The sequence below is a fragment of the Adlercreutzia equolifaciens genome, from assembly GCF_029076695.1.
Taxonomy (GTDB): Bacteria; Actinomycetota; Coriobacteriia; order Coriobacteriales; family Eggerthellaceae; genus Adlercreutzia; species Adlercreutzia equolifaciens_A.
On the sequence record NZ_JARFIK010000002.1, the window covers coordinates 463,931 to 482,600 of the forward strand.

Annotated in this window: 15 protein-coding genes and 1 riboswitch; of the genes, 12 read left to right on the plus strand and 3 right to left on the minus strand. The window is 64.4% G+C overall.

The window, feature by feature from the left end; translation table 11 throughout:
* Positions 1–47: 47 nt before the first annotated feature.
* From PZH32_RS07725 to PZH32_RS07735, 3 genes are all read right to left on the minus strand, one after another.
* Positions 48–416, minus strand: a complete 369-nt coding sequence (locus PZH32_RS07725; protein WP_275207357.1) for an Hpt domain-containing protein — start codon at positions 414–416, stop codon at positions 48–50.
* Between the two features lie 233 nt (positions 417–649).
* Positions 650–1,795, minus strand: coding sequence for a tRNA guanosine(34) transglycosylase Tgt (tgt, locus tag PZH32_RS07730; RefSeq protein WP_275207358.1), 1,146 nt, complete (start codon positions 1,793–1,795; stop codon positions 650–652).
* Positions 1,796–1,797: 2 nt separating this feature from the next.
* Positions 1,798–2,691, minus strand: a complete 894-nt coding sequence (locus PZH32_RS07735; protein WP_275207360.1) for an HAD family hydrolase — start codon at positions 2,689–2,691, stop codon at positions 1,798–1,800.
* 295 nt (positions 2,692–2,986) lie between these two features.
* Between PZH32_RS07735 and PZH32_RS07740 the strand changes: the two genes are divergently transcribed.
* From PZH32_RS07740 to PZH32_RS07795, 12 genes are all read left to right on the plus strand, one after another.
* A complete protein-coding gene (locus tag PZH32_RS07740) occupies positions 2,987–4,270 on the plus strand; it encodes an S-adenosylmethionine:tRNA ribosyltransferase-isomerase (protein ID WP_275207361.1) in 1,284 nt (427 codons plus the stop codon).
* A 1,111-nt stretch (positions 4,271–5,381) separates the two neighbouring features.
* Entirely contained in the window at positions 5,382–7,016 is a 1,635-nt protein-coding gene (locus PZH32_RS07745; RefSeq protein WP_275207362.1) for an FAD-dependent oxidoreductase, read from the plus strand.
* Positions 7,017–7,267: 251 nt separating this feature from the next.
* Positions 7,268–8,683 carry a response regulator transcription factor gene (locus PZH32_RS07750; RefSeq protein ID WP_275207363.1) on the plus strand — a complete coding sequence of 472 codons (1,416 nt, stop codon included), beginning with the start codon at positions 7,268–7,270 and terminating at the stop codon, positions 8,681–8,683.
* Between the two features lie 541 nt (positions 8,684–9,224).
* The gene (gene secD, locus PZH32_RS07755) at positions 9,225–11,945 is read left to right on the plus strand and encodes a protein translocase subunit SecD (protein WP_275207364.1); all 2,721 of its coding nucleotides are present in this window, start codon (positions 9,225–9,227) and stop codon (positions 11,943–11,945) included.
* A gap of 239 nt (positions 11,946–12,184) precedes the next feature.
* A complete protein-coding gene (locus PZH32_RS07760; RefSeq protein ID WP_275207365.1) occupies positions 12,185–12,508 on the plus strand; it encodes a DUF1292 domain-containing protein in 324 nt (107 codons plus the stop codon).
* A 20-nt stretch (positions 12,509–12,528) separates the two neighbouring features.
* A complete protein-coding gene (locus PZH32_RS07765) occupies positions 12,529–12,753 on the plus strand; it encodes a response regulator transcription factor (RefSeq protein ID WP_275207366.1) in 225 nt (74 codons plus the stop codon).
* A gap of 82 nt (positions 12,754–12,835) precedes the next feature.
* Positions 12,836–13,669 (plus strand): hypothetical protein, encoded by an 834-nt coding sequence (locus PZH32_RS07770; protein WP_275207367.1) that lies wholly within the window; start codon positions 12,836–12,838, stop codon positions 13,667–13,669.
* Positions 13,670–13,673: 4 nt separating this feature from the next.
* On the plus strand, positions 13,674–14,804 hold the full coding sequence (locus PZH32_RS07775; protein WP_275207368.1) for a hypothetical protein: 1,131 nt from the start codon (positions 13,674–13,676) through the stop codon (positions 14,802–14,804).
* A gap of 201 nt (positions 14,805–15,005) precedes the next feature.
* Positions 15,006–15,157: riboswitch (FMN riboswitch) on the plus strand.
* A gap of 155 nt (positions 15,158–15,312) precedes the next feature.
* Positions 15,313–15,945, plus strand: coding sequence for an ECF transporter S component (locus PZH32_RS07780; protein ID WP_275207369.1), 633 nt, complete (start codon positions 15,313–15,315; stop codon positions 15,943–15,945).
* Positions 15,946–16,779 (plus strand): energy-coupling factor transporter ATPase, encoded by an 834-nt coding sequence (locus PZH32_RS07785; RefSeq protein ID WP_275207370.1) that lies wholly within the window; start codon positions 15,946–15,948, stop codon positions 16,777–16,779. It begins immediately after the preceding gene.
* On the plus strand, positions 16,755–17,768 hold the full coding sequence (locus tag PZH32_RS07790) for an energy-coupling factor transporter ATPase (RefSeq protein ID WP_275207371.1): 1,014 nt from the start codon (positions 16,755–16,757) through the stop codon (positions 17,766–17,768). The genes PZH32_RS07785 and PZH32_RS07790 overlap by 25 nt, the downstream gene beginning before the upstream one ends.
* Positions 17,761–18,567, plus strand: a complete 807-nt coding sequence (locus PZH32_RS07795) for an energy-coupling factor transporter transmembrane component T family protein (RefSeq protein ID WP_275207372.1) — start codon at positions 17,761–17,763, stop codon at positions 18,565–18,567. The genes PZH32_RS07790 and PZH32_RS07795 overlap by 8 nt, the downstream gene beginning before the upstream one ends.
* Positions 18,568–18,670 lie beyond the last annotated feature (103 nt).

Sequence of the window (18,670 nt, forward strand, 5' to 3'; positions counted from 1 at the left end):
GCTCGCCGTTTTTGTATCGTCAGGAGGTGTGGGCGGAAGAGAAGCGCTTAGAGCGTGCCGTCCTGCCAGGCAAGCAGGCCCTCGATAACCTTCTTGTGGGCGGCTTCAACCTGCGGCAGGTACTTGATGGCGGCCTCGGACTCGCCGGCGTACAGGGCGTCGGACACCAAGGTGGCGGTTTCGTACAGATCCTTGAAGGACAGGTTGCCGGCAACGCCCTTGAGGGCGTGGGCCTCGCTGTAGCCGTCGGAGAAGTCGTGGGCCTCAATGGCGGCCTGCAGGGCTACCAGGTGACTGTCGTCCAGGTACTTCATGGCCAGTCGTTCGTACAAGTCGGCGTTGTCGCCGAAGCGATCCATGGCGTCAACGTAGTCGATGCCATAGGGGGCCAGTTTATCTGCAAGCGTCTCGCTCATGGCTTTTTCCTTTCATGCAAAGACGGGGCACGCCGGAGGGTGGCGCTCTCTCTCTTCTCCTCTTCGAAAGATACATCCGTCTGTTCGTCGTTGGAGTTTAGTTTAACCACTCGTCAGAGTGCTGTCAGGGCTGCGTTTTACTCGTTGACGTTCTGTAGATGAATGTCAACGTTTCGTAACAATGCGTTTATCTTTCTGTAACTTGACGAAACTGCTCAGGTTTGAAACGAGCCCTAGTAGTCGGCGGCAGCGTCGCTGTCCATCCACTGCTGGTAGAAATCCTCGTAGGCATCGGCCAACACGGCCTCGCGGGCGCGGCGCATGAGGTCCAGCAGGAAGTGCAGGTTGTGCACGGAAATAAGGATGGCGCCCAGCATCTCGTTCTGTTTCACCAGGTGGCGCAGGTAGGAGCGCGAGTAGTTGCGGCAGGTGGGGCAGTCGCAGGCCGGGTCCAGAGGGCCGAAATCGTGGATGTACTTCGCATTGCGCATGTTCATGCGACCCGTGCTGGAAAACGCCGTGCCCATGCGGGCGGTGCGGGTGGGCAGCACGCAGTCGAACATGTCCACGCCCTCGCGCACAGCACGCACCAGCGTGGTAGGATTGCCCACGCCCATGAGGTAGCGGGGACGGTCCTCGGGGCAGGCGCGAGCCACTTCGCCCAGGGTCTCGAACATGGTCTCGTGGTCTTCGCCCACCGAATAGCCGCCAATGCCGTAGCCACCGAAGCGACGGCCGCCTGCGGCCAGGGATTCATCCTCGATCTCGCGCAAACGGCGCACGCTCTCCAGGCGCAGGTCCAAGTGCATGCCGCCCTGGACGATGCCGAAGAGCGTCTGGTCGGGACGCGCGTGGGCCGCCAGGCAGCGCTTCGCCCACATGCTGGAGTAGTCCACGGCCTTCGCCACGAACTCGCGGGTGGCGGGGTAGGGGGCGCACTGATCCAGCTGCATGGCAATGTCGGCGCCGATCTTTTCCTGGATGGCCATGTTCTCCTCGGGCGTCCAGTGGATCTTGCTGCCGTCGTAGATGGACTGGAAGGTGACGCCGTCGTCGGACAGCTTCACGGTGTCGGCCAGCGAGAACACCTGGAATCCGCCGGAGTCGGTGAGCATGGGGCCGTCGTAGTTCATGAAGCGATGGATGCCCCCGGCCTCCTCGATGAGGTCCGCGCCGGGGCGCATGGCCAGGTGGTAGGTATTCGCCAGCACCACCTGGGCCCCCAGATCGTGCAGCTGGTCCACGGTGATGCCCTTCACCGTGGCCGAGGTGCCCACGGGCATGAACATGGGGGTGTGGAAGTCGCCGTGGGCGGTGGTGTAGGTAAGGGCGCGGGCATTGCCGCTCTGGGCGTCGCAGGTGCAGTCGAACAGGGCCATGGCTACTCCTTTGCGGTGGCGGGGAAGGGGGCGTTGTCGGCCGAGGAGCGGGCGTAGCGCGCGGCGGCCTCGGCGTCCGCGGCGGCCGTGGTGTTGGCGGCCAGCACCGCCTCGGCGGTGGCGCGGGCGATGGACCCAGGGTCGATGTCCGTGGCCGGATTGGCGCAGGGAGGCAAGGTTTCCACCCAGCGAGCGAAGTCCTCCATGGAGCCGTGCTTCACGCGGTCAAGGTCAAAGCCTTCCGTGGGGTCGAGCAGCCAGTCGGTGATCAGGTAGCCGTCGGCGCCGATGTCCATGAAGGCCAGGTCCTCCACCGTGTTATTGCCCACCATCAGGACGTCGTCGCCGTTCACGCCTAGGGCCGCCACGTTCTCGGCGTAATAGCGCGGTTGAGGTTTCACGGTGGTGGAGTTGTCGTAGGTGGTCAGGCGCTCGAGCCAGTCCGGGTCTACGCCGGCCCACTGCAGGCGCCAGCGCACGGCCTGGGGCGGGAACATGGGCATGGTGGTGAGCACCAGCGGGTAGCCCTTGGCCCGCAGTGTTTCCAGGGCCTGGGCCGTTGCCGGGTTGGGCGTCACGCCGGCTCCCAGCTCCCCGAAGGGACCTTCGTAGAACTCGGTGAGCAGGGCCTCCCAGTCGGCGGCCTCCGGGTCTGCGTGCTTGAAGAACTCGGTCCAGAAGGCTTCCTCGTTGGTGGCGCCGTCGTCGTGCACGACCATGGCGCGGGTGCCCCGCTGGAGCGCCTCCAGAAACGCGCCGCCGTCGATGCCGCGGGTGGACATGAAGTCGTAGATGATCTTGAAGTAGCTTTGCATGAACTCGTCCAAGTCCATGGGCAGAAGCGTGCCGTCGAGGTCGAAGCAGATAGCGCGGTAGGGGCGCTGGGTGTCGGTCATGGTTCCTCCTGGGAGTCTCCGAGGGTTCCCGACGGAGGGAGAGGGCTCTGCGGCGGAGACTTCGCGCTTTTCCCGCTGCGAATGCGGCAAAAAGAAACAGAGAAGATGATGCCCATAAGTCGGTACTATCCCTGGCCTTATGCTGGCGAAGTGGAATCTGTTTCTTAACGGCCGCGTTCTCCGCGGGGCGCTCAGACACCGCCGCAGAGCCCTCTCCCTCCGTCGGGAACGCTGCGGCTTTACCTAGTTGATCGTGGTAGTATACCGCCGAACGAAAATGCTAAGGAGCGATTCCATGAGAACGGATGATTTCGACTACAACTTGCCCGAGGAGCTTATCGCCCAGGAGCCGGCGGCGGTGCGCGACGAGTGCCGTCTGCTAGTGATGGACCGCCAAAGCGGGGAAGTGGAGGATCGCATCTTCCGCGACATTATCGAGTACCTGGAGCCGGGCGATTTGCTGGTGGCCAACGAGACCCGCGTCATGCCGGCGCGCCTTCTGGGCGCCAAGCGCGGCACGGGCGGGGCGGCCGAGGTGTTCCTGCTGCGCGAATGCGGCGGTCCTGAGCCGCGTACGAACCGCGTGGCCTTCTGGGAGGTGCTCGTGCGCCCCGGCAAGCGCCTGAAGCCGGGATCGGGGGCCGTGGTGGACTTCACCAACGCCGAGGGCGAGGTCGTACTGTCGGCCGAGATCATCGACTGGGCGAAGGGGGCGCAGAAGGGCGAGCGCGTGGCGAAGCTGACCACGCCGCTGCCCTCGCTGGACGAGGCGCTGCACGCCGTGGGCCACACGCCGCTGCCGCCCTACATCAAGGATTATGCCGGCGACGAGGAGCTGTACCAGACGGTGTACTCCCGCCGGGAAAGCTCCGCGGCCGCCCCTACAGCGGGGCTGCACTTCACGCCCCAGCTCATCGAGCGTTTGCGCGAGGCGGGTATCGGCTGGGCCACGGTGGAGCTGGAGGTGGGCCTTGACACCTTCCGCGTGGTGGACGAGGAGAACCCCGCTGACCACGTCATTCATACGGAGTTCTACACGGTGCCTCAGGCTACGGTGGACGCGGTGAACGCCGCCCACGCTGCCGGCAAGCGCGTCATCGCCGTGGGTACCACCAGCGTACGCAGCCTGGAAAGTGCCTGGGACCCGACGGCCGGCGGCGCGGGCAAGGGCGCGGCCGCTGGCTCGGATGCCACGGAGGAAGCCGCGGATGCGGAAGGCGCGGCGAAGGCTGCGTCGGCGGACGCGGATTGGGACGTTGGCGCTGGGCCGACCACCGGCGCTGGCGCGGATGCCGCGGAGGGGGCCGCAGCTACGTCGGATGAGGCTATCGTCGATGGGGCGGCGGGGGAGGGCGCCCTGGTGGCGCGCGATCGCGAGGCCACGAGCCTGTACATCCTGCCGGGCTACCAGTTCCATGTGGTAGACGCCCTCATCACGAACTTCCATGTGCCGAAGTCAACGCTCATGATGCTGGTCAGCGCCTTCTCCAGCCGCGAGAACATCATGACCGCCTACCAGCACGCCATCGACGAGCGCTATCGTCTCCTCTCCTTCGGCGACGCCATGTTCCTGCACTAGGAGGCTGCCAGGCTCAGGGGCCAAGCGAGCTCGGGGACTCCCTACTGGTCCCTGGGGCTCCGACGGCTGAGAGGGTTGAGAGGGCTGAGAGGCTTGCTGGCTTAGGGAGCCTCGCCGGGCCGGTCGCCTCTTGCCAAGTGGCTCTTTTTGACGCACGTTTTGCGAAAGCATGCCAAAATCGGGCGTTTGGCAAGAGCTCGCTGACGCATATCGCAATTTCTCTCAATGCTCACCTGGGAAAATGTTTTACGAAGACCGCTGAGCGCGATCAGCGCGGCCCTTTCCCTCTTGCCAGCCGCGTTCTTTTGGCAGGTTTTCCGAAGTAGGCTGGCGAAAAAGGGCGATTGGCAAGAGTTGTAACCGTCGCGCCGAAGTAGTCCGGCGAAAAGGGGATAGTGACAAGAGGTGTGCCTACCGCACCCAGGCGGCCCCTCGAAGGGGTCAGCTGGCAAGAGCTGAGGTGGTAGGTTCCAGAATTTGCGGGTTTGGTACCTACGACCTTGGGGCGGCGGAAATCTGACCTGGGATTATACCAGACAGGGGAACCAATCGCCCTGTTTTTGACGACGCCCAGGGAACCAAAGCCCCCGATCCTGGAACCTGGCCCGGCTATGGGGCGGCGGCGGGGGACCGAAAGCCTGCATTCTGGCAGCTGGAGGTCGCAGAGGGGCGCGCTCGGGGAACCAAATGCGCCTATCCTGGAACTCGGTCCCGCGACGAGGTCCCCGACGATACCAAACACGCCGATCTTGGAACTTCGGCTCACGAAGTTCTTTACTTCGGGGCCGAAACGCTCTCATCCTGAACTCCTGAAGCTCTGCAAGCGCGTTGCGGAGTGCCTTTTTCTTTCCTGATATATTCCCAGTTCAAAGTAGGGGATTACGAAAAAGATTAGGGGAATAATCTTTTTCTTGCCTGTCTTCCGATGTGCAATTTTGACTCGGCGTCCATAGTGGGGCCCGTCGCAAGGCACGGCAGTCCCGATCGGCGGCGGCAACCAAGCCGCAGCCGCAGCTACTGCCGAGCGACGGCATCACTGGGAGGGCGCGGGGCGCCCGCAGAGGCGCCCGGGCATTACGCTCCAAGCGCAAAGGAAAGAGAGGGAATCATTATGACCACCAACGTTTCTCGTCGCGATCTGTTCAAGTTCGGCGGTTTGGCCGCCCTGGGCGTGGCCGGTGCCGCGGGTCTGGCCGGGTGCGGTCAGCCGCGTGTCAGCAACGGCGCTTCCGGCGAGGCTGCCCTGGCTTCCACAGGCGGCAACGGGCCGGCCTTCCTGAATGCGCCCGAGCCCATTACCGAGTTCGCCGAGACCCACGACTTCGACGTCGTTGTGGTAGGTGCGGGTGAGTCGGGCCTGTCCGCGGTGCACACCGCGCTGGAGGCGGGCGCTCGCGTGGCCTGCGTGCAGAACATCAACGCGGCCCAGACCACGGGCAACATGGCCGCCTCTATCGATCTCAGCCAAACCGACGAGGCCGCTGTCCAGGCCTGCGTGAGCTTCATCAACTGGAAGAGCGACTACCGTTCCAACCGCGACTTGGTGAACATCTGGGCGCATCACTCCCAGGAAGCCTTGGCCTGGTGGGCCGATGAGGCCGCTCAGGGCGGCGTGGAGAGCAAGCCCCACGAAGCCGTGCTCACCTACAACGGCTATGACATCCACCTGCATGCCAACACCTACTTCCACGTGGAGGGCAACCACAACGCGGCCGCCACGGTGATTGCCGAGCGCCTGGCTGCCGCCGGTGCCGAGTTCTTCTACAACATGCCCTGCGTGCAGCTGCAGGCCGCCGACGGGGCCGTCACGGGCGCCATCTGCCAGGACGCCGACGGTGCGCACCACTTGTTCACGGCCGCCAAGGGCGTCATCCTGGCCTGCGGCGACTACTCCAGCAACACCGAGATGCTCGAGTACTACGCCCCCGACACCAAGGGCTTCAGCCTCTTCACCGACTTCCGCGACGGCAGCGCCCTGTGCGCCGGCATGTGGGCGGGCGCCATCATGACGCCGCACACCCACACCAAGATGATCCACGGCGAGCCCGCGGCGGTGCGCCTGGAGATGCCGTTCCTCTTCGTGGACCAGGAGGGCAACCGCTTCATGGACGAGACCTGCTGCCGCATGGGCTACATGAACAACTTCGCCCGTCCCTATTTGGCGAAGGCCGGCTTCGAGGACTCCACGGCTGCCAAGTTCTTCAGCCTGGTGCCTGCGAACTGGGAGGACTACTACGAGGATTGGAAAGCCGAAAGCCCCTACGACATCTCCCAGTACAACGGCGACAACAAGGTGGATCCCGAGAAGTGGATTTCCGCCGACACCATCGAGGGCCTGGCCGAGGCCATGAACGCTTACGCCGCCGAGAACCAGTGGAATCTCACGAACATCGACCCGGCGGCTCTGGCTGAAACGGTGAACCGCTACAACGAGCTGTGTGCCGCTGGTCGCGATGAGGACTTCGGCAAGTCCGCCAAGTACCTGGTGCCCATCGAGGGCGGCCCCTACTACGCCATCCCGCGCGGCTCCAACAAGCTGCCGGCTATTCTGGGCGGTCTGGTGGTCGATGGCAACCACCAGTGCCTGAACGGCGAGTTCGAGCCGATCCAGGGCCTGTACGCCGTGGGCAACGCCTCGGGCCAGTTCTTCGGCGGCGTGGATTACCCCATGGACATCGAGGGCCTCTCCATCGGCCGCGCCATCACCTCGGGTTACTACACCGGCAAGCTGGTGGCCGGCCTGTAGGCTTCCGACGGCGTCCGGCTCTTCGGCGCGGGCCTAGCCCCAGCCCTCGGGCCGGCGCCCTGCCTCTGCCGCGGCCCCAGCCCTCGGGCCCGCGCGAGCGCTCCATGCACCTTGCGGGCGACTCGGCCGAGGCGCGGAGCGTTCGTCGGGGCTCCCTTCGCCCCCCTCTTGAAAGACCCAGCCGCTTTCCCCTCCCCGCGGCTGGGTCTTTCGCCTGTTCATTGCTGTTGGACCTTGCTATAATGCGCGCCATGGGGAAGCTTTTGAACATGATGCGGAGGGGGAGGGACGACCGCTCGTTGTACCTGGCGGGCATCGTGCCCTATCTGTTTGCGCTTGGTTGCGCCCGCGCCTGGGTCACGCTGGTGGTGGCCGCGCCGGCTCACGGCTACAGTGTGCCCTTCGATGCCCACGATCTGTTCGACTACGCCTTCTGCGTTGCCTCGCTGGCGGTGGCTCTGTTTGCGCGGCGCCTTCTGCCCCTCAACGGTTCGCCGCGTCTGCCCCTGGCGTCGCTGGGCGCCATGACGGCCGCCTCGCTGTGCTACGTGGGCACGCTTTTCGCGCCCCAGCATGCTGTCGGCCTTATGAGTGTCGGTGCGGTGTTGGGAGGGGCCGGTTTCGGGCTCTTTCTGCTTCTGTGGGCCGAGGTGCTCAGCGCTCTGTCGCTCATTCGCATTTTCCTGTACACCACGGCATCCCAGCTCATGGGCGTGGTCTTTGCCTTCTTCTGCGGCGGTCTTGACGATTTGCGCATGGCCTTCGCCGTGGTGTGCCTGCCCTTCGGCGCTCTGATGTGCATTCGCATGGCCTATCGAGCGTTGCCGGCGGCCGACCGCCCGGCGCGCGTCTGCCCCAAGTTCTCCTATCCGTGGAAGATCTTCGCGCTGCTGGCGCTGTACTCCTTCGCCTACGGGCTGCGCCAATCTTCGCTGGCTGAGGGGGCGGGCATGCACTCGTCGCTCTCCACTGCCATCATCATGGCGGTGCTGTTCGCCTCGGCCTACTTCTTCTCGAACCGCTTCAACATCGGCGCGCTGTACCGGTCGCCCTTGGTGCTGGTGGTGTGCGGCTTTCTGCTGGTGCCGGCCGAGGGGGTCTTTGGGGCCACCGTGTCCAGCTACCTGATTTCCATGAGCTATTCCCTGGTCAGCCTCATTGTGGCCCTGCTTCTGTACGACATTTCCAAGCGCCTGGGCGTGACAGTGGTGGTGTTCGCCGGCATCAAGGGCGCCGAGCAGGTTTTCGTGGTGTGGGGCAAGGGAGTGACCGACGCCCTGGGCACGGCGGGGATGGGCCAGGGCATCCAGGATGTGCTGGTGGCTGTGGCCGTGGTGGCCATGGTGCTGGCGGCTACGCTGATCCTACTGTCGGAAAAGGAACTGGCCAGCAAGTGGGGCGTCGTTATTCTCGACGCCGGCGGCCTGGTGGAGAAGACGCCCGACGAAGAGCGTCGCGAGGCGCGAGTGGAGGAACTGGCAGCGCGGCATCATCTGACGCCGCGCGAAACCGAGATTCTGGCTCTGGTGGCCCAGGGGAAGAACGGTCCGGCCATTCGCCAGGACCTCTTCATTGCCGAGGGTACCTTCAAGGCGCATATGAGCCATATCTACGAGAAGTGCGGCGTGGCCAACCGCAAGGAGCTTGTGGCGCTGCTCGGTGCCTGAACGTTGGGCTGCGTAGGTTCCAGAATCAGCGGGTTTGGTACCTGCGACCTTGAGGTAGCGGAAATCTGAACTGGGGTTATGCCGGACAGGGGAACCAATCGGCCTGTTTTCGACGACGCCCAGGGAACCAAAGCCCACGATCCTGGAACCTGGCCCCGCGATGGGGCGGCGTCGGGGGACCGAAAGCCTGCATTCTGGCAGCTGGAGGTCGCAGAGGGGCGCGCTCGGGGAACCAAACGCGCCTATCCTGGAACTCGGTTCCGCGATGAGACCGTTCGACGATACCAAACACGCCGATCTTGGAGCCTGCGCCCCGCGATGGGTCGGCTGGCGGAACCAAAGCTCCCGATTCGGGAACCTCCGCCTCGCGATGGGTCGGCTGGGGTGTCGCGGAGGCCGTCGTTTTCGCAAAGCCTTGTTGACCTTTGGTTGTTTTGTGTCACAATAGGCAAGTTAGACTCGGGAGAGAACCATGTTGCTCTTGCCCGACCCTGTTGTAAGCAAGCGAGACGCGAACGAACCCTCAAGGAGCATGCATCCCATGGCACTGGAGCGCACTGTCAAGAAGAAGCCGGCCCGCACGGCCGATCGCCGCAATGTGTGGCTGCTTATCCTCACCACTATCCTCGTTGTCGTATCGGTGGTGCTGTTCACCCCGCCGAACGAGAAGATCAACCAGGGCCTGGACATCCAGGGCGGTCTGTCGGTAGTGCTCACCGCTAAGTCCACGGACGGCCAGGCGGTCACCCCGGAGGACATGGAGAAGTCCCGCGCCATCATCGAGAGCCGCGTCAACGCTCTGGGCGCTTCCGAGGCCACGGTGCAGGAGCAGGGTTCCGATCAGATTCTCGTGCAGATCCCGGGCTTGGCGGACACCGAAGAGGCCCTGGCCACCATTGGCCGTACCGGCTCTCTGGAGTTTGCCCGCCTGGATTCCTTTACCGACGAAGAGGTGAAGAGCGCCATCGAAAGCGGCCAGTACGCTGGCGAGGGCACCGTCACCGACAGCTTCGGCAACTCCTTCCCCTCGGGCAAGACCGAGAACCTGGAGGTAGAGCCCGGCACCTACACGCCCATCGTCACGGGCGCTGATATCACGAACGTGACCGTGGGTCGCGAATCCGAGGGAAGCACCTACTATGCGGTGAACATTAGCTTGAACGCCCAGGGCACCAAGGCCTTCGCCGAGGCCTCTCGCGACCTGGTGGCCGATCATGGCCAGATTGTCATCATCCTTGACGGTGAAGTTCAGTCGGCGCCGGCCGTTCAGTCCGAGATCCCCAACGGCGAAGTGTCCATCACGGGTAACTACACGCTGGACGAGGCCAAGAACCTCCAGACCATCCTGGAGTCCGGCTCGCTGCCCGTGTCCTTCGAGTACGCTCAGTCTCAGGTAGTCGGTCCCACGCTGGGTCAGGACGCCCTGGCGTCTGGCGTGCTGGTGGCCCTTATCGGCCTGGCCGTGGTTATGCTCTACCTGCTGTTCTTCTACAAGGGCCTGGGCACCATTACGGCAGCGGCCATGCTCGTGTTCGCCGTGCTGTATCTGGGCATCTTGGCGGCGCTGTCTGCCTTCCATCTGTTCAGCCTCTCGCTGGCGGGCATTGCCGGCATCGTGCTGACCATCGGTATGGCGGCCGACTCGTCCATTCTGACGGTCGAGCGCTTCCGTGAGGAAATTCGCATGGGCCGCTCGGTGAAGGCCGCTTCCATCACCGGCGTGCGCCACGCCATCTTCACTTCCATTGACGCTGACTTGGTTACCATGGTGTCGGCGCTCTGCCTGTTCTTCCTGGCCGCCTCGTCGGTCAAGGGCTTCGGCATGACGTTGGCCCTGGGCATTATCTGCGACATTGTCATGATGGTCATCTTCAAGGCCCCGCTCATCCGCCTGCTGGCTCCGAAGATCATTGCCAAGCACCCCGGCTTCTGGGGCATTAAGGACTCCATCGAAGCCTCGAAGGGCTACGCTGAGTTGGCCGCCATTGAGGGCGTGTCTGAGCGCGAGGCCGAGACTGGCTCTCAGATGAACGCCGCGGAAACCCGCGATATTGTGGAGGCTGACGATCCGGCCGACGCCTCGAAGACCGTGGCGGCGGTGCGCAAGATCAAGGGTCGCTTCATCAAGCACGACATCAACTTCCTGGGCTTCCGCAAGATCTTCCTGACCGTGGCCGCGGTGGCCATGGTGCTGTGCTTCGTCGTTGTGGGCGTGCGCGGCCTGAACTTCGGTATTGAGTTTGTGGGCGGCACCTCGGTGGCCTTCCACGGTACCGGCGACATCACCACCGAGCAGATGCGCACGGCTTTCGACGAGGCCGGCGAGCCTGACGCCGTCATTCAGACCACGACTACCAACGGCGAGCCCGGCTTCCTGGTGCGCACCACCACCACGTCGGCCGAGGACGCCACGGCCCATGCCAACCAGGTGGCCGACAGCTTGGGCATGACAGCCAGCGACTTCGAAGTTACCACCATCGGCCCTGACTGGGGCGCCAGCGTCATCCAAAGCTCGCTTATCGCGTTCCTGGTGTCCATCCTGCTCATCATCGTCTACATTGCCATCCGCTTCGAGTACAAGATGGGCGTCATGGCCATTGTGGCGCTGCTCCACGACCTTATCCTAGTGGTGGGCATCTACGCTTTAGTGGGTCGCGAGGTCAACCCGAACACCATCGCCGCCCTGCTTACCATCTTGGGCTACTCGCTCTACGACACCGTGGTGGTGTTCCACCGCATCAACGACAACATGAAGGGCGAGGACATCCGCTGCACCTTCATGACCATGGCCAACCACTCCATGAACCAGGTGTTCATTCGTACCATCAACACGACGCTCACCTCGTTCATCCCCGTCTTCGCCATGCTGCTGTTCGGCGGCGAGACCCTGAAGGACTTCGCTTTCGCCATGGCCATCGGCCTTATTGCCGGCTCCTACTCGTCCATCGCCATCGCCTGTCCGCTCTACTGCATGTGGAAGACCCGCGAGCCGAAGTTCGCGAAGCTGCAGAAGAAGTACGGCACGGAGATCGGTCTCTTCGAGTTCGACCACTCGGCTTCCACGGGCATTGCCCAGATTCCGGTGGCTCGTCTTGAGGCTATGAAGCCGGCCACTACGGTGGAGGCCGCTGCAGCAGCTTCGGAGAAGCCCGCCAACGGCAATCCCGGCGGCGCCGTGGCCGTAGGCTACGCCGAGGCCGGCGCGCAGTCGAAGAAGGTCAGCAACAAAAAGAAGAAGCACAAGCACGGAAGAGCGCAGTAGCTTAGCGCCAGTCAAGCCGCGGGCCGGGTGGCCTGCGGCGGAGACTTCGCGCTGATCCCCTTCCGAACGCGGCAACAGAAGCAGAGGAAACGATGCCCATAAGCCGGTACTATCCCCGCCCTGGTGCTGGCGAAGTGGAATCTGCTTCTTACTGGCCGCGTTCTCCAGGGGGCGCTCAGACACCGCCGCAGACCACCCGGCCCGCGGCCTCCTAGCTCAATCGAACGAAAGGCGAATCCATGGTACGTGAAGGTTCGGCTCCTAATTTCTGCCCGCCCACGGAAGAGGGCATCACCCTGACCTTCTCCGACGAGAAGGGCGACACCGTCGACCTGGAGTTCCTGGGGCTCATCCTGAAGGACGACCGCTCCTACGGGTTCTTCTTCCCGGTGGACGAGGACAACCCCGCCTGCTCCTCGGGGGAAGTGGTGCTGCTTGAGGTTACCGAGCTTGACGACGACGGTCAGCCCGAGGCCTTCGAGCTGGTCACCGACGAGGCTATCGCTGCTGAGGTTTACGCCGACTTCCAGGAGGCCACCCGCGACCTCTACGACTTCGCCTAGGGTGTCTCGCCGGCTTTGCCATGATCTTCGTTGCCGATCCCGACTGCGTGCTTACGGTGCGTGAGCAGCAGATTCTCTATCACATTGCCCAGGGGCTCTCGAACCGCGAGATTGCCGAGCGCCTGTCGCTGTCCGAGCAGACGGTGAAGTCCCACTTGGCCCACATGATCACGAAATCCGGTCGCGCCAACCGCGCGGCTTTGGTGGCTTACGGCTTCGAGCAGGGCATCCTCTGCCGCCGCTAGCGGTTTAGCCCGAACAGGGGATGGTGGGGCGCGCGGCTTCCGCTATCCTGGGGTTATCGTTGGGGAAGGAGTCGCGTCGCCTGTGATCTTGTTCGTCTGTTCCTTGCTGGATATTTTGCTGTACGGTGCCGCTGGGGCCGCGGGTCTCTATGGCGTGGTGCGCGATCGCGCCCAGGCCGTGCGTGCCGGGAAAGCGCTGTTCTTCGTAGCGGTGCTGGCTCATACGGCGCTGATTGGCTGCGAATCGATGCGTACGGCGGGCACGCTACTCTCGGGCCCCAATATTGTGATGCTGGCCTCGTGGGTGCTGGCTGTGGTCACGGCCATCGGCGTTGCCGTCACCCGTCGCGGTATGAGTATTGCCGCGGTGGCCTGCCTGGTGATTGCCGTGCTCGTGGCGGTGGCGGTGTGGATGCGCATCTTGGATCCCCTCGATGCCGATAACATGGCCTTCTACCAGTGGCCTTTGCTGCTGCCTCATATTGTACTGGTGTTTCTGGCCTGCGCCTTCTTCGCCACCAGTGCGGTGGCCTCGGCTATCCAGTTGTACCAGCAGCGTCTTGTGCGTCAGCGCAGCGCCAAGGTGCTCTCGCTGGACGCGCCCTCTCTGGACACGCTGGGAAAGATTGCGCGGTTAACGGCCCTGGCCGGCCTGGTGGTATTCACGGCGGCCATCCTCGTTGGCGTCACCCACCTGGTGGCCATCTATGCAGCCATGGTCAATGCGGGGTGCGCGGGCAATCTGGCCTATCTGATACCGCGCATGGCGCTGTCGGTGGCGGTGTGGCTGGTCTGGGTGGCCTATGCCGTCTTCGCGTTCCTGGTTCCCTACGTGGTGGGCTCGCGGGCACGCGCGTGGCTTGCCATTGCCGGCTGCGCGCTGGCGCTCGTGCTCATAGCTGTCTCGGCGGGGTAGGACTATGACGTTTGTACTGGTAGGCATCAATCCGCGTCGCCCCCTTTTTGCTGCGCTTCGCGCCGCCCTCGATGACAGGGTGGCTCGCGTGCGCCTTGCGCAGCACCTGGCCTCCCGTCACGGCGTAAGCGAGGCGCTGGTGGTTGTGGCGCCGGGCCGGGTTGAGTTGTACCTTTCCCTGGCACCGGGCGTGGACGGTTACGAAACGGCGTTGGCTGCCGTGGCGGAGCAGCTGGCCCCCGGCACGTCTCTTGCCGATGCCGGCTACTATGCCGAAGGCGTTGACGCGGTGACGCATCTGTTGGCAGCGGTGGCTTCCCTCGACGAATTCGCGACTGCCCCCGCCCTCGCGGGAGGGCGGGCCGGCAGCGCAAGCGGTGGCCCCCGGGACTCGGGCGCCGCAGGGCGTCTTACGGCTGCGCCTGATGGGTCCGGCACGGCTTCAGCCTCTGTCGATAGCATGGCGACGGCCCTGCGCCGAGCTCAGGGCGAGGCGCAGCGAGTGGGGTCTTTGGGGCCGCAGCTGTCTGCAGCGCTCGATGCGGCGCGGCGCCTCGAAGGGCGCCTGGGCGAGGCGGCTCGCGAATCCGACGAGCGGCGACTAGCCCAAACAGCCGTCGTCTTTGCGGGGCGCGTGTTCGACCATTTGGATCGCCGTCAGGTGCTCTTGCTGGGAGCAAACGGGCTTCTCGAGGGGGTTGCGCGCGCCTTGGCTGCCCAGGGCGTCGGAGGCTTCTCGTTTGTGGGGCCCGACGAGGCCGCCTCGGTGGCGCGCGCCCGCGGTGCCCGGGTAGGGTCGCGCGATGGCGCTGGCATGCTGCTGGACACTGCTGACATCGTTTTGCTTGCGGAGGCTCTGCCGGGCGTTGCCATCAACCGGCGCCTTATGCGCGCTGTCTTGCGCGCTCGCCGCGGGCGGCCGATACTCATACTCGATCTTTCGTCGCCGGGGGCCAAGGTGGTGGATCCCCGCATTGCCGATATGGACGGCGTGGTGCTCTACGATGCCCGCGACCTGCGGGTGCTGGCGCAGGGTACGTCGACCGCATCCCCGTTGGAGCGAGAGCGCGTCCCGTCCGCCTCGGCTCTTCTCGAGGAGGCCTTGCGCAGCTTCGTTCGTGCTCAGGAGCTTTAGGGGCATCCCGTTGCGCTCGCGCTGGAAAGCGCACCGTGCCCCTTTCCGCACCCGGAGCTCTGCTAATTCCAAGTCATTCTGCCAAAAAGCGGCGAATTGATGCACTTGAGGACGTTTTGCCTCTCCTATAACCCTGCGGCTGCTTCCAATGGTACGACCCCTTGCGCGTAGGTTACGATTCTTCTACAATGCCTCTCGTGAATTCTGTTTCAGGGCGAGGTGAAAATCCTCACTGGCGGTAAGCGCGGCGGCTTTGGCCCCCGTAAGCCCGCGACCCTGGGCGCTGCGGCGTTCAGGCTGATTCGGTGAAAATCCGAGGCCAACGGTTACAGTCCGGATGGAAGAGGCAGAGATTCGCGCCTGGCGGCCCCGCGGCCGCAGCCCTGCAACAGGGTGTGTGCGAACCTACAGAAGCCTGTATGAAAAAGAGTTCATACGGGCTTCTTTTGTTATGGCGAGGCAAAAGAGGCGCCGGTTCGCACCAACCTCGCCGAAAGAGGTGATCCCCATGGCTCAAAGTCCCGTCAATCATCCTGTCGGCGCGGTGAAGGCGCCGAAGGCCCCCACGGCCCAGGCCACCATCGAGAATACCAACGTGTGGTCCACCCGCACGCTGGTGACCATCGCGCTTCTGTGCGCCATCTCGGTGCTGCTGTCCTTCGTGGAGTTCCCGCTGCTGCCCGGCGTGGCCTGGCTGTCCTACGACGCCTCCCTCATGCCCGCCGCCGTCTGCGGCTTCGCCTTCGGTCCGGCGGCCGGCCTGGCCTGCGGCATCATCAGCGTGGTGGCCCACGGCATTCTGTTCGCTGACTTCACCGGCGCCGTTATGAACCTGCTGGTGGTCATTGGCTTCATTCTGCCCTCGGCCCTCGTCTACAAGCGCGTGCACACGCTGAAGGGCGCTATTGCCGGCCTGGCTCTGGGCATTGTGTTCGCCGTGGTCATGGCGGTGCTGGGCAACTTGGTGGTAACGCCGGCGTGGCTCGGTGTGCCGTTGGACGCCGTGGTGGCCATGATTGTGCCCATTCTCATTCCCTTCAACCTGCTGAAGGGCCTGCTGAACTCCATCCTGACCCTCATTGTGTACAAGGCTATCTCCAACCTTATCACCCCGAAGAAAAGCCAAGTGAAAGGCAAGTAAGTGTCCGACACCTTTGTCGATTTCCGTGACGCGGGCTTTACCTACGACGGTGAGTCCTTCGTCTTCCAGCACCTGAACCTGACGGTGCCCCAGGGGCAGTTCCTCTGCCTTCTGGGCGGCAACGGCTCGGGGAAGTCCACCCTGGCCAAGCACATCAACGCCCTGCTCACGCCCGACGAGGGCGAGGTGCTGGTCTTCTCGTGCGACACGCGCGACCCGGAGAGCACCTATTTCATCCGCTCGAACGCGGGCCTGGTGTTCCAGAATCCCGACGATCAGCTGGTGGCCAGCCTCATCGAGAACGACGTGGCTTTCGGCCCCGAGAACCTGGGTGTGCCCCTGCCCGAGCTGCGCGATCGCGTGACCCGGGCACTCAAGGAGGTAGGCCTGCAGGGCTTCGAGCTGCACGAGACCAATGCGCTTTCCGGCGGCCAGAAGCAGCGCGTGGCCATTGCCGGCGTGCTGGCCATGGATCCGGCCATCCTCATTCTGGACGAGGCCACGGCCATGCTCGACCCGCGCGGACGGGCCGGCCTTCTGCGTGTGGTGCGCGAGCTGCACGACAGCGGCATGACCGTGGTCATGATCACGCACTACATGGAAGAGGCCGCCCTGGCCGATCGCGTGGTGGTTCTCGATCACGGCACGGTGCGGCTGGACGGCACGCCCCAAGAGGTGCTCACCCGTGCCCACGAGCTGCGCGAGCTGTCGCTGGAAGTGCCCTTCGCCTGCCGTCTTTCCCTGGAGCTGCAGGCGCGCGGGGTGCCCCTGGCCACCTGCATCACCGACGACGCCCTGAAGGAGGAGCTATGCGCCTTGCGTTCGAAGATGTGAGCTACAGCTACGTGGACCCCTCCTCGCGCACGCGCAAGAAGCGTCGCGGCAAGAAGGACGAGAAAAAAGCCGACTGGGGCAATGCCCCCGATGCGCTGTGGGCCCTGCGCCATGTGAGCTTTACCGTGGAACCCGGCGAGTTTCTGGGCATTGCGGGCCATACCGGCAGCGGCAAGTCCACCCTTATCCAGCATATGAACGGGCTCGTGCACCCCACCGAGGGCCGCGTGCTGGCCGATGGGGAAGACCTGGCCGACAAGAGGGTGGCCCATCAGGTGCGCCAGTCGGTGGGGCTGGTGTTCCAGTATCCCGAGAACCAGTTGTTCGCCAACACGGTATTCGACGACGTGGCCTTCGGGCCGCGCAACATGAAACTGCCCGAGGACGAAGTGGAGCGCCGTGTGCGCCACGGTTTGGAATTGGTGGGGCTGGACGTGGACAAGCTGGGGGAGCGCAGCCCCTTCGACCTGTCCGGCGGTCAGCAGCGCCGCGTGGCCTTCGCCGGCGTGCTGGCCATGGAGCCCAGCGTGCTGGTGCTCGACGAGCCCGTGGCGGGCTTAGACCCTCTGTCTCGCGCCGACTTCCTGCAGCTCATTGCCGACTTGCACGCCGGTGGCCTGACCGTGGTCATGGTGTCCCACTCCATGGAGGATCTGGCCGCTCTGTCCGATCGCATTCTGGTGCTGTCCGAGGGCGAAGTGTTCGCTCTGGGCACGCCGGCCGAGGTGTTCGCCGATGCCCCGGCGCTGAAGGCCATCGGCCTCGGCGCACCGGCCCCTCAGGCTTTCGCCAGCCTGCTGCGCGAGGCAGGCTTCGCTTTGCCACGCGCTCTCTACAGCGAGGCGGCGCTTGCTGACGATTTGGCTGCCCAGCTGGGTGGCGTCCCGGCATCTGAGGGCGCGGGCGATGCTGTGCTGGTGGACATCGTGGAGGCTGAAGGAGAGGGCGACGTGCCGTCGACGGACGCCTTGGAGGCCGACCATGGGTGATCGCGCCATCATCGGCCAGTACTGGCCCGAGGAGTCCCTGGTCCACGCCATGGACCCCCGCGTGAAGTTCCTCCTGTCCATCGTGCTCATGGTGGCGGTGTTCTGTGCGGCCACGCCCTTGGCGCTGGCGGTAGCGGCTCTGTTCATCGTGGGCTTCTACGCCGCGGCGCGCATCCCGCTGCTGCGGGCGGTGGGCGCCATCGGCCCGCTGCTTATCCTGGTAGTGTTCACGGCGCTGCTGAACGTGCTGTTCGTCCAGGGCGGCGAGATCTACTTTCAGTGGGGCATCATCTGCATCAGCGAGAAGGGCCTGCAATCGGCCGTGTTCATCGGCTGCCGCCTGTTCCTGCTGCTGCTGGGCATGAGCCTGCTGACGCTGACCACCACCACGTTGGACATCACCGCGGCCTTCGAGCGGCTGCTGATGCCCCTGGCGAAACTGGGCGTGCCGGCCCACGAGCTGGGCATGATCCTCGGCATTGCGCTGCGGTTCCTGCCCCAGTTCATGACCGAGCTGGGCATTATCTACCGTGCCCAGATCAGCCGTGGAGCCCATTTCAACGTCAATCCCTTCAAGGGGGGAGTGCAGACCCTCACGGCCCTCATGATCCCGCTGTTCACCAGCGCCTTCCGCCACGCCGAAACCCTGAGCCTGGCCATGGAAGCCCGCTGCTACCACGGCGGCAACGGCCGTACCCGTCTGGCCCCCCTGCGCATGACCTGGCGCGACGCCGTCGGCACCGGAGCCTTAGCGCTGATGCTCGTCGCCGTCATAGCCACGAACTTCATCGTGTTGTAGCAAGTAAGTTAGTCAGGTAAGTAAGAGCAGCGGTGCCGGGCGGGAGCCCTCCGCTGGCACCGTCTGAACACCAAAAAGAAAAGGCGATCGCAGATCGCCCAGT